Origin of the sequence: Levilactobacillus zymae (assembly GCF_032190635.1) — a bacterium.
GTDB classification, from domain to species: domain Bacteria; phylum Bacillota; class Bacilli; order Lactobacillales; family Lactobacillaceae; genus Levilactobacillus; species Levilactobacillus zymae_A.
In genome coordinates, this window is record NZ_JAVLAS010000001.1 from 2461615 (window position 1) to 2482105 (window position 20491).

At 50.7% G+C, this 20491-nt stretch carries 16 protein-coding genes; 2 read left to right on the forward strand and 14 right to left on the reverse strand.

Translation table 11 applies throughout. The annotated features are described in order from the left end of the window. Nucleotides 1-61 precede the first annotated feature (61 nt). Nucleotides 62-982 carry an IS30-like element ISLsa1 family transposase gene (locus RI501_RS11725; RefSeq protein WP_082265524.1) on the forward strand — a complete coding sequence of 307 codons (921 nt, stop codon included), beginning with the start codon at nt 62-64 and terminating at the stop codon, nt 980-982. 47 nt (nt 983-1029) lie between these two features. On the opposite strand, the gene RI501_RS11730 is transcribed toward RI501_RS11725, so the two are convergent. After that, nucleotides 1030-1959 carry an IS30-like element ISLpl1 family transposase gene (locus RI501_RS11730; protein WP_313819825.1) on the reverse strand — a complete coding sequence of 310 codons (930 nt, stop codon included), beginning with the start codon at nt 1957-1959 and terminating at the stop codon, nt 1030-1032. A gap of 233 nt (nt 1960-2192) precedes the next feature. Here RI501_RS11730 and RI501_RS11735 point away from each other — a divergent pair, with 233 nt between their 5' ends. Beyond that, nucleotides 2193-3809 carry a glycoside hydrolase family 43 protein gene (locus RI501_RS11735; protein WP_313822808.1) on the forward strand — a complete coding sequence of 539 codons (1617 nt, stop codon included), beginning with the start codon at nt 2193-2195 and terminating at the stop codon, nt 3807-3809. A gap of 233 nt (nt 3810-4042) precedes the next feature. On the opposite strand, the gene RI501_RS11740 is transcribed toward RI501_RS11735, so the two are convergent. The 13 genes from RI501_RS11740 to RI501_RS11800 all read right to left on the reverse strand — a co-directional run bounded on the left by RI501_RS11740 (nt 4043) and on the right by RI501_RS11800 (nt 20306). Beyond that, on the reverse strand, nt 4043-5416 hold the full coding sequence (locus RI501_RS11740; RefSeq protein WP_313822810.1) for a sugar porter family MFS transporter: 1374 nt from the start codon (nt 5414-5416) through the stop codon (nt 4043-4045). A 331-nt stretch (nt 5417-5747) separates the two neighbouring features. Continuing rightward, entirely contained in the window at nt 5748-7115 is a 1368-nt protein-coding gene (locus RI501_RS11745) for a sugar porter family MFS transporter (RefSeq protein ID WP_313822812.1), read from the reverse strand. Nucleotides 7116-7445: 330 nt separating this feature from the next. Next, nucleotides 7446-8957 (reverse strand): xylulokinase, encoded by a 1512-nt coding sequence (gene xylB, locus RI501_RS11750; protein WP_313822814.1) that lies wholly within the window; start codon nt 8955-8957, stop codon nt 7446-7448. Nucleotides 8958-9099: 142 nt separating this feature from the next. Then, nucleotides 9100-10449, reverse strand: a complete 1350-nt coding sequence (gene xylA / locus RI501_RS11755) for a xylose isomerase (protein WP_313822816.1) — start codon at nt 10447-10449, stop codon at nt 9100-9102. 266 nt (nt 10450-10715) lie between these two features. Next, on the reverse strand, nt 10716-11906 hold the full coding sequence (locus tag RI501_RS11760; protein ID WP_313822818.1) for an ROK family protein: 1191 nt from the start codon (nt 11904-11906) through the stop codon (nt 10716-10718). A gap of 353 nt (nt 11907-12259) precedes the next feature. Then, complete coding sequence (locus tag RI501_RS11765; protein WP_313822820.1) at nt 12260-13375, reverse strand: 5-methyltetrahydropteroyltriglutamate--homocysteine S-methyltransferase; 1116 nt, start codon at nt 13373-13375, stop codon at nt 12260-12262. A gap of 17 nt (nt 13376-13392) precedes the next feature. Next, nucleotides 13393-14139, reverse strand: coding sequence for a cyclase family protein (locus tag RI501_RS11770; RefSeq protein WP_313822822.1), 747 nt, complete (start codon nt 14137-14139; stop codon nt 13393-13395). A gap of 95 nt (nt 14140-14234) precedes the next feature. After that, a complete protein-coding gene (locus RI501_RS11775) occupies nt 14235-15590 on the reverse strand; it encodes an APC family permease (RefSeq protein ID WP_313822824.1) in 1356 nt (451 codons plus the stop codon). A gap of 351 nt (nt 15591-15941) precedes the next feature. Continuing rightward, on the reverse strand, nt 15942-16871 hold the full coding sequence (locus tag RI501_RS11780) for an IS30-like element ISLpl1 family transposase (RefSeq protein ID WP_313819825.1): 930 nt from the start codon (nt 16869-16871) through the stop codon (nt 15942-15944). Between the two features lie 628 nt (nt 16872-17499). Further along, nucleotides 17500-18438, reverse strand: coding sequence for a restriction endonuclease (locus RI501_RS11785; protein WP_313822826.1), 939 nt, complete (start codon nt 18436-18438; stop codon nt 17500-17502). Nucleotides 18439-18545: 107 nt separating this feature from the next. Next, nucleotides 18546-19457: an SPFH domain-containing protein gene (locus tag RI501_RS11790; RefSeq protein WP_313822828.1), complete on the reverse strand. Its 912-nt coding sequence runs from the start codon at nt 19455-19457 to the stop codon at nt 18546-18548. 1 nt (nt 19458) lies between these two features. Further along, nucleotides 19459-19665, reverse strand: coding sequence for a hypothetical protein (locus RI501_RS11795; protein ID WP_313822830.1), 207 nt, complete (start codon nt 19663-19665; stop codon nt 19459-19461). A gap of 119 nt (nt 19666-19784) precedes the next feature. Next, nucleotides 19785-20306, reverse strand: a complete 522-nt coding sequence (locus RI501_RS11800) for a hypothetical protein (protein ID WP_313822832.1) — start codon at nt 20304-20306, stop codon at nt 19785-19787. Nucleotides 20307-20491 lie beyond the last annotated feature (185 nt).

Consider the following 20491-nt stretch of genomic DNA (forward strand, 5'->3'; position numbering starts at 1 on the left):
GCCCAAAGCAATCACTTACAATGGTAGTAGCTAATTCCAACCAATATAGGGAGTGATTACTTTGGGTACATCTACTTTATCACGTTTTCAACGTGGCGCACTAGCACAACTGGTCAATGAGGGGAATAAATCTTACCAAGTAATGGCTGACGCCTTAGGCGTCGCCAAAGCTACGATTAGCTATGAGTTGGACCGGGTTAAACCTTATGATCCAGAATTAGCTCAGCAAGATGCAGATCGCAAAAGGCGGAATTGCGGTCGTCGTTCGATGCTGACGGCAGCATTAGCGACTTTAATTACCAATCACTTACGATTAACCTGGTCACCAGAAACCATTGCGGCCGCTTATAACTTGAGCACTGCGTCAATTTATAATTGGCTTAATCGTGGCTGGCTCCTCTTCAAATTGACTGATCTACCCAATCGGAATGTCCGCCAGCACCGAGTGAGCGAAAATCGTGGGAAATTTACAAGTGGGACTTCCATCGAACAACGGCCAACAACTGTTAATCAACGGTTAGCTTTTGGTCATTGGGAAGTAGATACGGTGCTTTCTAGTCGAAGTGAGTCACGATCATGTCTGGTTACATTCGTAGAACGTAAGACCCGACTTCTATGGGCCATCAAAGCCCCTAATAGAACGGCTAAGGCTCTAAACACCGCCTTTGGCAAGTTTATGGGGGCCTTCGGTCCCCAAGTAAAATCCATTACTGTTGATCATGGTAAAGAGTTTGCCAATTATCAGGCCTTAGAACAGGATTATCAGATCAAAGTTTATTTTTGCCATCCATATTCACCATGGGAGCGAGGTTCCAATGAATATTTTAATAGACGGTTACGCTGGTTCTTCCCGAAAAAGACCAATTTTAGCCAAGTAACGACTGATGAGATCCTAGCAGCACTTGAACTAATTAATCAACGACCATTAAAAATACATCATCAACAGACTGCCATTGAAAGATTCCGGGCTTGTTCGGATTAAACTTGTAATTTGCCATGTTTTTTGTTATATTGTGGTAGATTGCAAATTTAATCCGAATTTTTGGACAAATTGGTCAGCATAACCTGATACGGTGTTTGCCAGTCGAGTATTTTAAGCGGTCGCTGGTTAATTTGGAGTAACGTCGTCGTTAAATCTTGAGCACTAATGTGCTCAAAACGAGTCCCCTTAGGATAAAAATAACGTAAATTCCGATTAAAGCGTTCATTACTACCACGTTCAGCTGGCGTATAAGCATGACAGTAATAGGTCTTAATACCATATTGTGATTCAAATGATACTAGCCCACTAAACTCAGTACCACGGTCCACAGTAAAACTGTGCACCGGTCCATTAAAAGTTGTTAGGAACTTAGTCAGTGCTTCATTAACACTCGCTGTCGTTCGATCTTTTAACCGGTATGCCCAAAGGAACCGTGATTTTCGATCGATTAAAGTTAATAAAACTGCCTTACTATGCCCACGAGGACCAACGACTGTATCTAGTTCAAAATCGCCGATGCGATTACGTTGATTAATCATCATGGGACGCTGTTCAATTGATCGCCCCAAAGATTGATTATATTTGGATCGTTGGTCAACGTTACGCCGTTGGCGTACGCCATGTTCAGGTAGATCATTCAAGGAGAAATCAATTCTCCCCTGATTTAGCCAATTATAAATAGATTTAGTAGCTAGTTTAAATTCGTGAGCAATCATTCCTGGTGACCAGCTTAGACGTAAATGGTTGAGAATTTTTTGCTTTAACTCATCGCTCAGCTTAGTTTTCCGACCACATCGTGATCGCTTGTATTCGGCATCTGTTTGTGCTAATTCAGCCTGATAAGGTTGACATCGAGATAATTCATAAGAAATTGTTGACGGTGATCGGTTCAGCCGAACGCCCATTTGGATATTGGACAGCCCTAGTTCACAAAAGGTTTCGATTTTAATTCGTTCGGAATAGGTTATACTAGACAAAAGATCAGCTCCTAAAAGATGGGTTTGTGGTAAACACCATTTTAAAGGAAGCTGATCTTTTTTGTCCGAACAGCGTTCGGATTAATTTTACAATCTACCTTGTAACCTCTTTATTTCCAATCGTCTACAGACGGCCCAAAGTTGGTTGCTTTCAACAACTAAGCTAGTATAATAAGCCACAAACGGATATAAAACGCTTTCATAGCTTTATATCATCCAAAGGAGACGTTAATTTGCAAATTAAAAACCCAATTCTCACCGGTTTTCATCCCGACCCCAGCATCATCCGGGTCCACAATACATACTACATCGCCAACTCAACCTTCGAATGGTTCCCCGGCGTGCGGCTGCACCAATCAACGGACCTAGTGCACTGGACACAAGTCCCTTCCCCGCTAGCCTCTACCCGCTTAGTGAACATGATCGGCGATCCCGCTTCCGGTGGTGTTTGGGCCCCAGACCTGTCTTACGCGGACGGGAAGTTCTGGTTGGTCTACTCCGACGTTAAATCCGTGCAGGGGCCCTTTAAAGACCTGCAGAACTACCTGACGACCGCCGAATCGATCGAAGGCCCCTGGTCCGATCCCGTACCCCTAAACAGTCTCGGCTTTGACGCCTCGCTATTTCACGACCAGGATGGACGCAAATACCTGGTCCAACAGACCTGGGATCACCGCGAATACCACAACCCCTTTAACGGGATTACCCTGACCGAATACGACCCTCAGTCCCAACGGTTGTTACCCGAGACGGCGCGGACCATCTCTCAAGGTGACGACGTCCGCTTGGTCGAAGGGCCCCACCTATACCGGCACAACGGCTATTACTACCTCTTCGCTGCCGAGGGCGGGACCGCCTTTGCCCACCAGGAAATCGTGGCCCGCTCTAAGACCCTCGACGCACTATCCTTCGTCAACCAGCCCGATGGTCCCTTCATCACGAACATGGACTCGCCAGACTCGTACCTTCAAAAGCAGGGGCACGGTGAACTCGTCGATACACCGGATGGTGAATGGTACTACGCCTCATTAGTCTCACGGCCGTGGCACCACGCCAACGAATCCACCCACGATCCCCGGGGCTGGAGTAGCCTAGGTCGCGAAACGTCCCTGCAAAAGGTAACCTGGGACGACGCGGGCTGGCCCCGGATCGTCGGCGGCCACAACGGGACCACCCTGGTCGACGCGCCAAAGGGAAGTTTAGTCACCCCAGTCGTGACTCAACAAGCTCAGCACGACGATTTCCAAGCACCAGCCCTCGATCCTAATTGGAACACGCTACGTCAGCCCTTCTCTGCTAAGCTGGGCACGGTCGGTAACGGCAAGTTAACCCTAGTGGGGCGCCAATCGCTCTCCAGCACCTTCGACGTTTCAATGGTCGCCCGGCGCTGGCAAGCCTTCGAGTTCGACGCCACGACTCAGCTGAGCTTTAACCCTACCAGCTATCAACAAATGGCGGGCCTAGTGAACTTCTATAACGACCGCCACTACTCCTGGGTCTTTATCACCCGCGACGAGCAACGGGGCCCCGTGATTGAAGTCGCTCAAAATGACGATAATCACTACACGTCCTTCCTCAAGGACCAGGCCATTCAGATCCCTGCGGGCACCCACAAGGTTTGGTTTAAAACCGCCGTTCGGACCCAAACCTATCAATACCAATATTCCTTCAACGGAACCGATTGGCACACCATCCCCGTGACCTTAGATGCCGCCATTCTCTCGGACGACTACGTCATGCAAAACTACGGTGGCTTCTTCACGGGCGCGTTCGTGGGGTTGGCCGCGGTAGATTACGCCGGCTACCAAACGCCCGCAAACTTCTTTAAATTCGACTACACGGAACTTTAACTCACCGGAAAGGAACGGATCAGCATGCAAGAATTCAGTCACCCTCACCTAAAAAAGCCGCCCCAGGCGACTTTGCACCACAACCTTTTCTGACAGCTAGCGATTGTCACCGCTATTATCCGGAAAACCGGACCACAGGCACCAAAAAAGGCCACCCGTTTGGAGGTGACCCTTTAATAGAATTGACGGCATTAACGTTTAAATGGTACGCCGTTACTGGTCTTAAAAGACGACTAGTGTTGCGCCGAGAACTTGGCTTCCTTTTCGCCGCTCTTGGCCCGTAACGTCGCTTCGATTTCTTCCAACGACCGGTTCCGCGTTTCGAAGACCATCTTGTGCACGAACCAGATGGACACGAAGCACAGAATGCCGTAACCAATGAATAAACTCCCCGTACCGAAGAAGTCCAGTAAGGACGGGAACGTCAGGGAAACCACCATGTTGGCCGTCCAGTTAATCACACTGGCAAAGGAGTTCCCTAAGCCCCGAATGTTCAACGGGAAGACTTCCCCGATCATGACCCACATCACCGGACCCCAGGTTGCGGAGAAAAACGCGATGTAGACGGTTAAGGCGAGTACACAGACCACGGCGGCCGTGAAGGACCCGTGAGAGAACTTCATGGCGATGCTCATGATGAACAACGACACACCCATGCCGATGGCCCCGCCAATCAGCATTTTCTTCCGGTCAATCTTATCCATGATCGCCACGGCAACGGCCGTCACAATCACGTTAAAGATCCCGATTCCGATGTGGGCTAACAGGGCCGCGGAGACCCCGAATCCCACGTCGGTAAAGATGGTTGGTGCGTAGTACAGCACGGTGTTACATCCCATGACTTGTTGGAAGATGGCTAAGCCCACCCCGATAACCAGTGCCGGCCGGACCATCTTACTGAAGAGTTCCTTCCAACCACCACTAACAATTTTGGCTTGTTTTTGAATCTGGGCGACTTCTTGATCGACGGCCGCTTGGTCGTGCTTGTTCATGGTATCCAACACTTCACGCGCCGCAACCAGGTGCCCCTGCTTGACCAGGAACCGAGGCGATTCGGGTAAGATTAATCCCCCTAAGAACAGTAGCGCCGCTGGAATGGCCGCAAACCCTAGCATCCACCGCCAACCGGTGTACATCCCGGAGAAGGTGTAGTTGGTGACGTAGGCCAGGAAAATCCCGGTCATGACCATCAGCTGGAACAAACTAGACACGGTCCCCCGCTTATCGGCCGGCGATAATTCGGCCAGGTAGGTGGGAATCAAGGCCGAGGCGGCCCCGACGGCCATCCCCAGGATGATTCGGAAAATGATCAGCGTCCAGAACTCTGGCGCAAACGCCGATCCTAAGGCGCCGACGAAGAAGATAATGGCGGATAATAGCAAAAGCTTGCGCCGACCGAACCGGTCAGACGACGGTCCGATAATGGCCGCCCCGAGGATGGCCCCTAACAGAACCGCACTCACTACCCAGCCCTGTTGCCAAGACCCCAAGTTCATTTGCTTTTGAATGAACAGGATGGCCCCGGAGATGACCCCGGTATCGTACCCGAAGAGTAATCCTCCGAGGGCACCGAAGAAATACACAAACCCAGTTGAAACTTTTCGCATCTTTTTAATTGCTCCCTTTTCGCGGTATTGACCGTGTGCTTTAAAGTCACCGGAAATGGCTTTATCTTTAAGTTGGTTGATGCACGCAACCAACCATGAGAATAGTATAGCGCTCTCATCCCAAAAATGAAAGCGCTATTTTTGAATTCTATACCTTAATAGCGAAGATTACGTCTTGCGGCCCGCCATGAAGCCGCTCACAATCCAATCGATTCTGTCTTTTCAGAATTTAAGAAAACCCGAACATCTTTCGATCGTCGTTTTCAGGAATTTTCAATAACCAACAAAAAAAGTCGGGCTCTCGTCCCGACTTTTTACCGTTCAGTTTAAATTAGTGAGCTAAACTGGCATCCTTTTCGGCTGCCTTTTCCCGCAACGTCCCTTCGATTTCTTCCAAGGAACGGTTCCGCGTTTCGAAAACCTTCTTCTGGACGAACCAGATGGAAGCGAAACAGAGGACCCCGTAACCGATAAATAAACTACCAGTTCCGAAGAAGTCTAACAGCGCTGGGAAGGTCAGGGAAACCACCATGTTAGCGGACCAGTTAATCACACTGGCAAACGAGTTCCCTAAGCCCCGGATGTTCAATGGGAAGACTTCCCCAATCATCACCCACATTACCGGACCCCAAGTTGCGGAGAAGAAGGCAATGTAAATCGTCAACGCAATCACACTGATGACGGCTGCCGTGAAGGAACCGCCGGAGAACTTCATCCCGATACTCATCACGAACAGGGAAATCCCCATCCCGACGGCACCGATGTTCAACATCTTCTTCCGGTCAATCTTATCCATGATGGCCACGGCAACCGCGGTCACGATCACGTTAAAGATCCCGATCCCGATATGGGCAATCAAGGCCGCGGAGACCCCGAACCCAACGTCGGTAAAGATGGTTGGTGCGTAGTACAACACGGTGTTACAACCCATGACCTGTTGGAAGATGGCTAACCCAATCCCGATAACCAGGGAAGGCCGGACCATCTTACCAAAGAGTTCGGACCAGCCACCACTCTTAATCTTAGCTTGTTCGTGGATCTGCGCTAATTCTTCGTCAACGGCAGCTTTATCGTGCTTGTTCATGGTGTCTAAGACTTCACGAGCGGCTTCACCGTGACCCGTCTTCACCAGGTAACGTGGTGATTCCGGTAAGATCAGCCCCCCTAAGAACAGTAATGCGGCTGGGACAGCGGCTAGCCCGAGCATCCACCGCCAACCGGTGTACATCCCGGAGAAGGTGTAATTCGTGACGTAAGCCAGGAAGATCCCGGTCATCACCATCAGTTGGAACAGACTGGACACGGTCCCCCGCTTGCTAGCCGGTGCTAACTCGGCTAAGTAGGTCGGGATCAAGGCCGAAGCCGCCCCCACGGCCATCCCTAAGATGACCCGTGAGATGATTAACGTCCAGAATTCTGGGGCGAATGCGGAGCCTAACGCCCCGACGAAGAAGATAATAGCTGAGAATAATAATAGTTTACGCCGACCGTACCGGTCAGACGAAGGTCCAATGATGGCCGCCCCGAGGATGGCCCCCAGCAGAACCGCACTGACGACCCACCCTTGTTGCCAGGCGCCTAAATGCATTTGCTTTTGGATAAACAGAATGGCCCCCGAAATTACCCCGGTATCGTATCCGAAGAGAAGACCGCCCAATGCGCCAAAGAAGTAGACAAAACCTGTAGAGACTTTTCGCATAGTTTTTAGCTCCTTAGTGTAATGTTGCTTACCGATTCAGTCAGATGTAAGTTGGTGACTGTCGTTAACTATGTTGGTTGGTTTAAACTACCAACCTTGATGTTAAATATAGCATGTTTCTGGTCATAAAGAAAGCGTTTTCTTTATTTTTTTGAATTTACCTGAGAATTGGCCCCCGAAGTTACATCCAATCGGGAAACTTGCGGTTGGTTAGTTGAACTTATTGATTACTTACGATTGTATAGTTCGTTATTTCGCCAAACCGGTTCCCCGTGATGCTCAAAAAATGGTCCGGGTCTGCACCCGCACCATTTTCCGAATTAGCTTAAATTAGTTCAGGTTTTCCCGTCGGTAGTCCAGCAGGTCTTCACTGATCTGCTTGGTCTGCCCGTAAACCTGTTTGTAAATCTGGTGCAGCTTCTGGTACTTCGCCACGTTAGCCGGAATCGGTTGATATTCCTTGCCAAAGTGCACGAAGGTCTCAGCACAGTCTTGCAGGGAATCGAACCAGCCCAAGCCGTTGGCAGCCATCATGGCGGCCCCCATACCGGGTCCCTGTTCGTTCTTCAAGCTGACGACCTTCCGGTTAAAGATGTCGGCCTGGATCTGGAGCCAAAGTGGACTCTTAGCCCCGCCCCCGATGGACACGACCGTATCGAAGTCGCCCCCGTTGTCTTCGTAGATGTCGAAGAGGTCTCTAAACGAGAAGATGATGCCTTCCAAGACGGCCCGCACGAAGTCGTAACGTTGGTGAATGCCATCGATCCCGGTAAAGCTCCCGCGAATGTTGGCGTCGGCGTACGGCGCCCGTTCACCCACGATGTACGGGGTGTAGAGTAAGCCGTTGGCCCCGACGGTCGATTTGCCCGCACTAGCCACCACGTCGTTAAAGTCTTCGGCTGGCGCAAACGTCTTCTTAAACCAGCTCAGCGAATACCCTGCGGCCAGCGTGACCCCCATCGAGTAGAACTTATCGGGAATCGCGTGGTCCTCAAATTGGAGCACGCCGTGGTAGTTCACGTCCGCGTTGTCTTCGTACTTCAAGACTACGCCGGACGTCCCGATACTAGACATGACCATGTTGGGGTGCAGAATCCCCGCCCCCACGGCACCGGCCGCGTTATCGGCGGCCCCACCAAAGACCTTGGTGGCCGGGGTCAACCCGGAGAATTCGGCGTAGGCCGGCGTCACCGTCCCGGCTAAGTCGATCGACTTAATTAACGGTGGACACATGCTCATAGGAATGTCGAACACGTCACAGATGCGCTGACTCCATTGCCCTTTGGCAACGTCCAAGAGCACCGTCCCGGTCGCATCGGAATAATCCATTGCTAGGTTACCGGTCATCCGGTAACGCACGTAATCCTTCGGTAAGACGAAGTACTTCGCTTTGGCCCAGATATCGGGTTCATTTTCCTTAACCCACAACAACTTGGTCAGCGTAAAGCCTTCCAGGGGTTGGTTGCGGGTGATGTCGATGAACTCGTCGCCCATCTTGGCCATGATCTCTTCGCGCTGCGCCGTGGTCCGCGTATCGTTCCAGAGAATGGCGGGCCGCAAGACCTTCTTATTCTCGTCTAATAGGACCAAGCCGTGCATTTGACCCGAAAAGCTCAGGCCTTCGATGTCTTCGGCGGCCAGGTGATCCGTTAAGATCAAGCGCACGATGGCCACGGTCGTCCCGGAAACCCAGTCTTCGGGGTTCTGTTCGTTATACCCGGGTTGCTGCTGGATCAGGTCGTAGTCGAAGCTTTCTTGGGCCACAATCTGCCCGCTGTGGTCGAGGGCCGAGACCTTGACGGCACTGGTCCCCAGGTCCACACCAAGTACATACTTTCCCATTAATGGTTCCTCCAATCGGTAGTTGACTATCCACAAACGTGGTACTGCTTTTAGGATACCCGTTCTGAGTAAAAATGGCGGACGGACTTCCCGTCCGTCCACCATTTTTGACTGTTATATCGCGTCACAGGTAACCGTCAGATTACTTGCTTAACGTTTCGATGATGTAGTGGTTGATCGTGTCCTTCACTTGTTCCAAGTGATCGGAGTGCGTTGCGGCCAACAATTCAGATTGTGGCTTGTCGATCGCGTAAGCTTCCAGGGACTTCAAGTCCGCCTTGCCGCTTTCGATGTCAGCACCGATCCCGGATTCGTAAGAACTGTAACGGTTCTTAACCAAGTTGTCTAAGAAGCCGTCTTCCTTCATGGCGATCGCTACCCGCAACCCAGCGGCGAAGCTGTCCATGCCGACGATGTGACCGTAGAATAAGTCGTTAGCTTCGAAGGAGGAACGACGAGGCTTAGCATCGAAGTTCAACCCACCGCGAGGGCCAATCGAGCCGTTTTCAACGACTTCGGTCATGGCTGCCGTAGTTTCGTACAAGTTAGATGGGTATTCATCAATATCCCAGCCGATTAACTTGTCACCTTGGTTGGCATCCAGGGAACCTAATAAGCCAGCTTCCCGGGCAACCCGGATTTCGTGTTGGTAAGTGTGACCAGCTAAGTTAGCGTGGTTACCTTCCAAGTTCAACTTGAAGTCCTTGTCCAACCCGTATTCCTTCATGAAGGCAATCGTGGTGGCAGAGTCGAAGTCGTATTGGTGAGTCGTTGGTTCCTTTGGCTTTGGTTCGAGCAGCATTTGTGCGTCGAAGCCAATTTCGTTAGCGTAGTCCTTGGCCATGTGGAAGATCTTTGCGGCGTGTTCTTGTTCTTCCTTCATGTTAGTGTTCCAGAGTGATTCGTAACCTTCACGGCCACCCCAGAAGACATAGTTTTCGGCGCCAACGCGCTTCCCAATTTCCAAACTGTGCTTTAATTGTGCGGCACTGTAAGCGAAAATGTCAGCGTATGGTGAGGTTGCGGCCCCTTCAACGAAACGAGGGTTGGTGAACATGTTCGACGTGTTCCACAGAACCTTCATGCCAGTGGTCTTTTGGTAGTCCACAATCTTGTCAACGACTTTGTCCAGGTTCTTGTTGGTTTCACGCAACGTGTCCCCTTCTGGCGCTAAGTCACGGTCGTGGAAGCAAAGGTAGTCAACACCTAATTTGTCGTAAAATTCGAATGCTGCGTCTACCTTGGCTAAAGCCAGGTCCATTGGGTCGGTGTACTTGTCGTAAGGACGTTGAGCGGTCCCATCACCGAATGGGTCAACTAAGCGTTGGTCGAAAGTGTGCCAGTAGGCAACGGAGAACCGCAACCAATCGCGCATCTTCTTACCACCAATTACTTCGTCCGGATTGTAGTATTGAAAGCCTAAGCCTGATTTTTTATCTTTGTGGCCGACGTATTGAATCTTGTCGACGCCTTTCCAATATTCTTCTGCCATAATTAATAAAACCCTCCTAGTTAGTTCGTTGCGACAACCAACTTACAAATACTATTATACAAGCCAAAATGATAATTGCAAGCGTTTTCTAAAAAAATTCTCATCACTCCCAATTGGTTGTCCTAGTCAGTTAGCCGCCCGCCTGGCTGGCTGTAAGGGACGCGCTCGCTAAGTAACGACAAAAAACGGCAAGAAAGTTCTCGCAAAAAGTGAGAATTTCCTTGCCGTTTTCGTTTATTGCTTCTGGGGATCTCCGACTGACTAGTTTACGCTAAATTATCGGGAATCCGCTCGAACTGCAGGGTGTACCCTTCTAGGCCCAACACCTGGTGTGTAATCAATGAGCACCCGCCCAAAACCGTAGCCAACCGGGCGTTAGTGGTCAAGTTGATGGGGAAGTCCTCCCGGGCCAAGCGCCGATACCCCGCCCGAATCTGTTCCAGTAATTCCGGAATCTCTTCGATCAGTGGTGAGTTCAGGAAGAACGCGTCGGGATCCAGCGTCCGCATGGTGTTGTAGAGCAGACTGCTGATGGCAGTCGTAAAGCGTTTGAGGATCGCCGTCAGGTCCGCATCGTGTTGCCGGTACAACGTGACCAGGTCTTCGCGGTCCAGGTTCTGCAGGTTCTTGTGTTGTTCCACCTGCCGAATGATGGCGTCCTCGGAACTGATATCTTCGGCCCACACCGGCGTTGCCTGACCCTGACCGTCAATCTCCAGGTTGGTCACGGTTTGTCCGATTTCACCGGCATCCCCGTGTTCTCCGCGGAAAAGTTCACGGTGCAAGATAACCCCGGCCCCGATCCCCCGGTGAATACTGATGGTCACCGCGCTGTTTAAGGCCCGGGCACCGTTGAAGTCCCGTTCGTAGATGGCCGATAGGTTGGCTTCGTTTTCCAGCACCACCGGAACGTCGTAAGAGATGGTGAACAGATCCACCAAGTCGACCCCGTCCATATCAATGAAGGGCGACGTCTTAACCTTATTGTCGTTGACAATCCCGTGGATGGAAAAGCAGATGCCCAGCAGCCCGTTAGCGGATTGGTCTTCTTCCTGCACCTGAGTGATGTAATGGTTGATTTGGTCGATCATCTCGTGAATTGACTGCCCTTGGGTTTCGATCCGGTCATACTTCCAGACCTTCCCGTTCAACGTAGTGGCTAACGCGTGCAGGTGCCGGTACCCCAGATCAAAGGTCAGCGTGTAGCCGTAGTCCTGGTTGATGGCCACCATGGTGGGTTTACGCCCCCCCGACGTCGAAGCACTCCCGTATCCCAACTCACGCAGGAACTCCTGCGACATGAGCGTATTGTATAAGGAAGAAACGGTCGACTTATTCAGGTGTAATTGATGGGATATCTCGATGCGGGAAGTGGGATGATTGTTAAAAACTTGTTGTAAGACCAATTTTAAGTTTTGGTCGTGTAGTTGATTACGATTCATGCTATGTTGAACCATGTGGTTCCCTCCATATTAGTGTTCTCGTCACGGCGGACGTACGCGCAGTTAGTTGGGGCTGCTCTGGCATCCTAACGACCGTGCGGTTAAATTAAGTCATTTCTAGGCTTACACACGAGAACAACTTCCCGTTCCTAGTTTAATGGACCAACTAACCTCAGTATGTCGCACGTCATCCCATAAATCAACCGTTTTACCAAAACTATTTCGTCGACGTTTAATTTAATTTTCAACCGCTAGCATTGCCCCCCGTTACGGGTAGACCAGCTGCCTTTTGGCGCACGTTTCGACACCAGGTATTCGGAGACGAAAAGGAGTCTGAGACTTTTGTCCCAGACTCCCATGACGCTTAGTTAGGCTTCCGGCCAAACCACCTGAGCGGTCTGAATAATCCGCCGGAGCTTAGCCCATTCTTCGGCAGGCGTTAACAGGTTTCCCACCGTCGACGACGCAAAACCACATTGCGTTGACAGTCCCAGGTTGGCTAGCGGCACGTGTTGCGCCGCGACCTGCAAGCGTTGAATCAGTTGGTCTTGTGACTCCAACTGGCCGGACTTGGACGTCACGAGCCCGAGGATCAACCGTTTGTGGGGATCGTGATTCCAGATCTGTTCCAAGGGATCGAAGTTCCCCGCCCGCGCACTGTCGTATTCTAGGAACAGCCCGTCGTACTTCAGCTGGGCCAGGTAAGGCGCCACGACATCGTAACTCCCGGAGAAGACGTACGTCGACTTGAAGTTCCCCCGACAAATGTGGGTAGTGGTGATCAAATCGGCGGGTAAGTCCGCCAAAACGGTATTGATCAAGTGAACCGCATCTTGGGCCTGCTGCCGATACCGGGCTTGTGCCTGCGGATCAGCGGCCGTTGCGTTCAACTGACTCAACAGGTACGCCCAGTTCGTATCATCTAGTTGGAGGTACCGACACCCCAAATCATAGAAGTGTTGGATGGTGCGGTGATATGCCGTGGCCAGGTCGCTGAGATACGCATCCCAATCTGCATAGACGTCTTGCCAATTCGCCCCAAAGAGCAGCGTGGGGCTCGGAATCGTCTGTTTTACCAGCACTCCCGCCGGAACTAACGACTGGGTATAGGCAAAGTCATCGAAGAACGGGTGCGCGGGATTGTAGGCCACCCGGTCCACCAATTGGGCCGTGTGTAATTTGTTGCCCCCACCCGCAAACGACACGGATTCCTTGAATTCTTGACTGATTCCCGTGAGGTGCCGCCAAAAATCCAGGTGCCACCACTGCCGGTTAAATTCACCGTCCGTCACCGCCTTTAAGCCGAGGGCGACTTCTTGGGCCACCACTTGTTGCGTTTGGACCCGCTGAATGTGCTTAAGTTGAACGGCATTGAGGGTGTGTTGCGCGTACTGGGTTAACGCCTGCTTGAGTTCTTGCGGCCGTAGGAGGCTCCCGACCACGTCATAGTGCGTGGGAAATTTCGTTGGACTATCGCTGGTCATATCATCCGCCCCCTAAGCTAGTCCGGCACCACAGCAAACGCGCGTACTGGGAAGCCCGGTGCCTTTTCGGCCTTAGGAACGGAGATAAAGATGAACGCCCCGGTAGCCGGGACTTCGTCGAGGTTATCGAGCAGTTCCACCTGGTAGTGGCCGTGCGACAGCACGTAATATTCCCCCACCAACCCGTTGGTCTGCTTCGTCGCGGTATCCGTGTCGAAGGTCTCGTGGCCGTTCGCCGTGACGTGCCGTTGTTCGTAGATGAATTTCAGCGCGTCGAGGTCCCACCCAGGATAATGGTTCTGGCCGTTCGCATCGGCATTTTCAAACTTCTCCTGGCTAGGCCACCGCTTACTCCAATCCGTCCGCAAGGCCACGAAGGACCCGGCCGGAATCTTCCCGTGCTTCTTCTCCCAGGCCTGAATGTCGGCCACGGAAAGGGACGAATCGGCGGACTTGGTAACGTCCTTGGACTTATCGATGACGACCAGTGGCAAGACTAGATCCTTGAGCGCCAGGTCTTCGACGTACTGATCCTGGTGCGCATCGAAGTGGATGGGCGGATCGATGTGGGTCCCGAACTGGCCGGGGAAGGTATACTGCTTCACGAAGAACCCGTCCGCGTGGGTAAAGATCGTCTTATATTCCGGCTTCGCAAACGCTGGGAAGCGGGGACTATCGGGGCCAAAGGTGTGGGTTAAGTCCACCCACTTGAAGTTCTTTAAGGTCGTTACGACTTGGGCAATGGTTTCATTTTTTTCTGGCATAATAATGTCCTCCTTTAAGGTTTAGCTGCTGCATTTAATTTAATAAGATTGGAATTCCGAACCCCGACTTTTCTAGCGGCGCCGCCAAGCTGCGATTAATCCTTGTTTGAGAAGTCTAAGCTCGGCGTCTTTTGGGTGAAGAACTTGGTCCGGTAAGCCAGGATGCCCAGGCCAATTGCGATCCAAACGATGCCCACAATCTTGGAGTTAATATCCAGGCTCAAGAAAATCCATAGGCTGACCCCAAACCCAATGAGTGGTGAGACCACGTACTTAATCACGTTCAACCCACCCTTTTCGGGATTTTGGATGAAGAACTTCCAGATAACGGCCAGGTTCAACAGGATAAAGCCGAACAAGGCCCCGAAGCTGACCAGGTTAGAGACCGTGTTGATGGACAGGCTGAGGGAAAGAATCAGGGAAAACACCCCGACTAGCACCACGGCTACGACCGGCGTGTGGTACTTCGGGCTAAGCTTAGCCAATGGTTTCGGCAAGATGCCGTCCCGACCCATGGCGTACAGGATCCGTGAAATCGCGGTTTGCCCTTCTTGGCCACTCGCAAAGCCAAAGGACAGGATGATGGAGACGTCCGCCAACTTGACTAACCAAGGTCCGCCGACCCGCTGTAGGATTCCTAGAAAGGCGGTGTTCGGATCCAAGTTTTGGTAATCGGGTGCCACGAAGCCAGCCAGAACGGTAATGACCACGAAGAGTAACCCGATGGAAATGATCGATAAAATGATGGCCCGGCCCACGGAATGGTGCGGATCCTTGGCTTCCTCGGATAACGTACTAATGGCGTCGAACCCTAAGTAACTGACAATCACGATCCCGGTTGCCTGCAAGACCCCTTGAATGTTGAAGTGGGCGGGATTGTAGAACGAAATGGTCTGGAACTGGATTTGCCCGAGAATCAACAACCGCACGGTGCCCACGATGAAGGCCAGCAAGACGATGCCTTGTAAGGCGAAGAGTACCCAACTGATCTTGGTCACAATGTTGACCCCCAAGATGTTGACCCCGGTGTTAATCAGCACTAGTGCGATGATCCACACCCAGCCTGGCACGCCCGGGAGTAACGAATTACCGAAGGACTCACTCATCAGGTAGGTAATCGTGGGAATCAAGAAGTAGTCCAACGTGATGCCCCACCCGCCGAGAAATCCTAAACCGGCGTTGGTTCCTTGTTGCACGTAAGTATAAACGGACCCGGAATACGGGTAGCGCGCCGCCATGGTCGCGTAGCTAAAACCGGTGAATAACATTGCTACCATCCCGATAAAGTAGGCCAGGGCCACCATCCCGTTGGCGGGAGTTAAAAACGACCCGTAAAAGGCTAACGGTGCCACCGGAATCATAAACGTAATGCCGTAAATCACTAAGTCCTTGGTGCTCAGGCTTACCTTTAAGGAATTGCCCGTATCAATCGTATGTGCTGTTTGTTCCATATCCTGTAACCTCCCATAAGGTAACTTCAATTCTCTTGCTCCCAACGGGTCTTGACGTGTCCTCCTAAACGTCAAAAAGCGCCCCTTGAGAGCCGACTAAGTCTCTCAAGGGGCGCTTGTCCAGCGCTGTGCCACCCTTTATTCACGTCGTAAATTGACGCCTCATCGATATCGTAAAATATCAGGGAAAATAACGGTTCCTACCGGCCCAACCGCTTGCACGGTTGGGCATCTACCCGAGCTCATCTTCATGGTGTTGGTGGGTCCCCCTTCTCATCATCCGGGGGTCGCTGTCAAGCACTCGCGCCACTACTCTTCTCGTCAATATTAGCTATTCGGTAGATTGCAAATTTAATCCGAATTTTTGGACAAATTGGTCAGCATAACCTGATACGGTGTTTGCCAGTCGAGTATTTTAAGCGGTCGCTGGTTAATTTGGAGTAACGTCGTCGTTAAATCTTGAGCACTAATGTGCTCAAAACGAGTCCCCTTAGGATAAAAATAACGTAAATTCCGATTAAAGCGTTCATTACTACCACGTTCAGCTGGCGTATAAGCATGACAGTAATAGGTCTTAATACCATATTGTGATTCAAATGATACTAGCCCACTAAACTCAGTACCACGGTCCACAGTAAAACTGTGCACCGGTCCATTAAAAGTTGTTAGGAACTTAGTCAGTGCTTCATTAACACTCGCTGTCGTTCGATCTTTTAACCGGTATGCCCAAAGGAACCGTGATTTTCGATCGATTAAAGTTAATAAAACTGCCTTACTATGCCCACGAGGACCAACGACTGTATCTAGTTCAAAATCGCCGATGCGATTACGTTGATTAATCATCATGGGACGCTGTTCAATTGATCGCCCCAAAGATTGATTATATTTGGATCGTTGGTCAACGTTACGCCGTTGGCGTACGCCATGTTCAGGTAGATCATTCAAGGAGAAATCAATTCTCCCCTGATTTAGCCAATTATAAATAGATTTAGTAGCTAGTTTAAATTCGTGAGCAATCATTCCTGGTGACCAGCTTAGACGTAAATGGTTGAGAATTTTTTGCTTTAACTCATCGCTCAGCTTAGTTTTCCGACCACATCGTGATCGCTTGTATTCGGCATCTGTTTGTGCTAATTCAGCCTGATAAGGTTGACATCGAGATAATTCATAAGAAATTGTTGACGGTGATCGGTTCAGCCGAACGCCCATTTGGATATTGGACAGCCCTAGTTCACAAAAGGTTTCGATTTTAATTCGTTCGGAATAGGTTATACTAGACAAAAGATCAGCTCCTAAAAGATGGGTTTGTGGTAAACACCATTTTAAAGGAAGCTGATCTTTTTTGTCCGAACAGCGTTCGGATTAATTTTACAATCTACCATTCAATTAAAAAACGTCCTTGGAAATTACTTCCAAGGACGATTATCTCGCGGTACCACCTTACTTTGTTCCGACTGACGCCGAAACCTCAAACGGCATTGCACGCAATGCCTTCGCGCGTTAATGGGCGCTCCCAGTCTTGACTCACCCACCGGCTCGTCAAGCACTTAGTTCAAAGACCATCTTCGAGGGATTACCGAACGTTGCTCGCAGCCACCCGCAACTTCTCTGGGGAACGGTGCCACCTCTACTCATCTTCTCATTACTTTTTAATATTTGCGATTGACAGTATTATAGGCCCGATCATTTTCAAACGTCAACCCTTTTTTGAAAATTAATTAACCGAAGCTGCCAATAAACGTTAGCTACCAAGGGATTACACTAACCGGATTAATTTAATCCAGCCCAATTTTAACGTGGACTCTGCATGATTAACCGATTAATGGCGGAAGTCATCTCCCACATAATTAAAATATTTAGAGAAAAATCCCAAAGTAGCCAGTTCGTTTTCATTAGCCAGTTGTTAGCCTTAATCTTCATTGAAAAAATCTTCGTCAATTTCAAACAGTTCATAGCGTTTTTTAACCTGCACCCCAACATGATATTGAAGCATGAGGTGGGTGAGTGAGATACCATCAACCGTAATAATGGCAGCATTCTTAGCCGCAGCAACGGCCCCCTCGGAAAACTTGGAAGTCGTCATAAATACCCCGCTATCGGCATGCTTACGTTTCAAAACACCGCTGAACGAGTCTATTTCAGGTCGTTGAACTCGATGATCTTCATTGTATCGTTTAGCCTGCACATAAACCTTCCGCGTTCCCAACGCGTCTTGATTAATAATGCCATCAATCCCATCATCATGACTTGGTTGCGTCACTATCGCTGACCCATTCGGTCCCTTATAGCCCATTGCCGCAAGTAGTCTGACCACTAAGTTCTCAAAAAAACTGGGATCGGCGTGGCGAATGCGTTCCAGTAGATCGGTTTCCACCTCGTTATTATAAGCCTTAATGACTCTGCTAAGGTCTTCTTCCCCATCCGGACTCACCGATTCATAGTCCTTACTACCATCCAAATCACGCCGTTTGCGTTCGTTTAACTCTGCTTGGTGCTGTTTGAACTTAGGCAGATTATGAATGTCATTCTGGCTTAATGGTTGGTTGTTGATGAGTAACTGCTTCCCCAATTCGGCCATCCGATAGTGGCCCCGGCTAACGCGTAACAGAATTCCCGCTAAAGTCATTTTGCTCAGTGCCCAACCGGCACGATCCAAGATAATTCTGACATCGCGGTCTGGGTATCTCCGTTCTTGTTGCTCCGGTGACAAATTCAAGCTATCGACAACTTTTTCTTTAAGCTGTTTGCCTGACCATTCTTGTCTTCCCGCCATCGCTTGTAGCGTCGGTAAAACCAACGCATCCCACGTTGGCAACTGATATTTTCCCAGTTTTAAGTCTTCTGCCATCCTTTAAATCTCCTCCAAGTTCCAATTCAATCCGTCATCGCACCCCGTCAAAATAACCACCATCCCGGCAAGATCCATGCTCAGACGGTGGTCATTTTTAAGTCTACCTAATCAGACTTCGGCATCGCACCGTGGACCGCCTTCGCAATCGCCGGAATGGTGCCCAGACTGTCGATCGTACTGTTGGGCATGATCACGGTGTTGGCGTCGCTCTTCGCCAGTTCCTTGAAGGCCGCGATGTTTTGCGAGATGAAGTAGTTCTGAGAAGACACCTTCAACGCCGCATCCAGCTGGGTGACCCGGTAGGCCTGGGCGTCGGCTTCCGTGTGGATTGCCGTGGCCTTGGCCGTCGCCGAATTAACCAACGCCGTATTTTGCGCGGTGTTGGTGGCCAGTAAGGCCTTATTATTGGCCTCGTTTTCCAGCGTGATCGACTTACTCTTACCTTCGGCCGTGGCAATCGCCGCGTCCCGTTCCCGGGTAGCCTTCAGCAATTTGTTCATCGATTCTTGAATGTCCTTAGAGGGGTTAACCGAATCGATGTTGACCCGGTCAACGTTTAAGCCGTACCCGGCCGTCACGTCGGACAACCCCGAGAACAGGGCCTGGTTGATTTCTTCGGTCCCGTTCAAAACCTCGTTAAGTTCCTTATTCCCGATGATTCCCCGCAGCGATGCCCGGGTATCCTGGGTCATACTGCGCACCGAGTCTTCGTTCTTGAACACAAAGTCCTCGATGTTGGTCACGTGGTATTTCAGCGAAATCTTCACGGAAATTTCCGCGTTATCCTTGGTAATCACGATTTGTTCGTCCAAGTCCACGGGCGTTTGGGCCGTACTGACCCGAATCACGTGTGAAATAAACGGCGCAATCAAGTGAAACCCGGGCGTCAGCGTCTTGTTATATTTCCCTAACGTGATGACCACGCCCCGGTCCGGCTGCGTGATGATCTTAACCATGTTGACCAACACTAATGCAACCAGCAACACAATAATCACTAGTGTCACAATTCCCCACATATTACTCTCCTCCTCGTTGGGCCAATACGACCTGAACCGTCAGGCCGTGCTGGTCCGCTTGCACCACTTTCACCGTATCGCCAACGTGCAGCGGTTCTGCTGCGTGTAATCGATAAAAGATCCCGTAAAACGTGGCCCCCACGGTCACGTCCGCCTGACTCAGCACAAATTGGCGCCCAATTAGGCGTTGATCCAGGTTGTCGATCATCAGCGGTTCCCCCTCACTTACTCATGGTTAAGTTAAATGATAGGCTAGTTGGTCCGGCAATACCAGCGTTTTTCCCGATTGCGTCCGGGTAACTTTCTAAGCGTCCAACGCGCCGAGGGTTACTTCTCTAAAGTCGTTAAATTGATGGTCATGTGCCGCACCCGGCGAGCAGCGTGATCCCGGTTAATCTGCCGCACCACCCGCGGAAGCGTGGTGTGGGCCACCGTGTAGTCACCGTCAGAGTGCACCACAAAACTTTCGTAGGTCACCCGTTGCCCCTTCAACGTAAACCAATTGGGTTCTAGTTTCTTTTGGCTTTCCTGAATGTGGGCGTCCGGCCAAACCGAATAACGCTTGGTACCGTGAACGGTCTCGGTTTCGACCTGCCAACCCAGCTTAAAATCGGACACTTCCTGCCACCGCTGAACGCCCGTATGCTTGACGGCGTAATAAATCAGACTCACATCGCGTAACCGGTGATCCCGCTGAACCTCGGCGACCGTCAATGGCCGCACCGGCTGAGTCACTGCGGCCTTTTTACTCGGTGTTGGGGCGGCTGGGGTCCGCTGGCAAGCCGTTAAGCCACTGAACAAGCTGAGTCCCAGAAATCCCCCCACGAGTAATTTTGTTAATCGTGGCATTCGTCCGTCCCCTTTGGTCTCTCAATCGTGGTCCTATTTTACTGCAGGCGCCTGCCCCGCAACAGTCTTGACTTTCCCTAAATCATGCGTCCGTTTAAACTACACGTTCATTCGTTAAACCTTTAACGGCACGTCTAAATTTTTTGTCAGAATAATCATGACCGCTCTAAGTGGCGGATTTAGCG

Bases quoted from the DNA above. Each gene is read 5' to 3' on its own strand.
- RI501_RS11740 (WP_313822810.1), bottom strand. From the start codon at position 5,416: ATGCGAAAAGTTTCAACTGGGTTTGTGTATTTCTTCGGTGCCCTCGGA.
- RI501_RS11785 (WP_313822826.1), bottom strand. From the start codon at position 18,438: ATGGCAGAAGACTTAAAACTGGGAAAATATCAGTTGCCAACGTGGGAT.
- RI501_RS11775 (WP_313822824.1), bottom strand. From the start codon at position 15,590: ATGGAACAAACAGCACATACGATTGATACGGGCAATTCCTTAAAGGTA.
- RI501_RS11765 (WP_313822820.1), bottom strand. From the start codon at position 13,375: ATGACCAGCGATAGTCCAACGAAATTTCCCACGCACTATGACGTGGTC.
- RI501_RS11790 (WP_313822828.1), bottom strand. From the start codon at position 19,457: ATGTGGGGAATTGTGACACTAGTGATTATTGTGTTGCTGGTTGCATTA.
- RI501_RS11745 (WP_313822812.1), bottom strand. From the start codon at position 7,115: ATGCGAAAAGTCTCTACAGGTTTTGTCTACTTCTTTGGCGCATTGGGC.
- xylA (WP_313822816.1), bottom strand. From the start codon at position 10,449: ATGGCAGAAGAATATTGGAAAGGCGTCGACAAGATTCAATACGTCGGC.
- RI501_RS11800 (WP_313822832.1), bottom strand. From the start codon at position 20,306: ATGCCACGATTAACAAAATTACTCGTGGGGGGATTTCTGGGACTCAGC.
- RI501_RS11760 (WP_313822818.1), bottom strand. From the start codon at position 11,906: ATGGTTCAACATAGCATGAATCGTAATCAACTACACGACCAAAACTTA.
- RI501_RS11770 (WP_313822822.1), bottom strand. From the start codon at position 14,139: ATGCCAGAAAAAAATGAAACCATTGCCCAAGTCGTAACGACCTTAAAG.
- xylB (WP_313822814.1), bottom strand. From the start codon at position 8,957: ATGGGAAAGTATGTACTTGGTGTGGACCTGGGGACCAGTGCCGTCAAG.
- RI501_RS11795 (WP_313822830.1), bottom strand. From the start codon at position 19,665: ATGATCGACAACCTGGATCAACGCCTAATTGGGCGCCAATTTGTGCTG.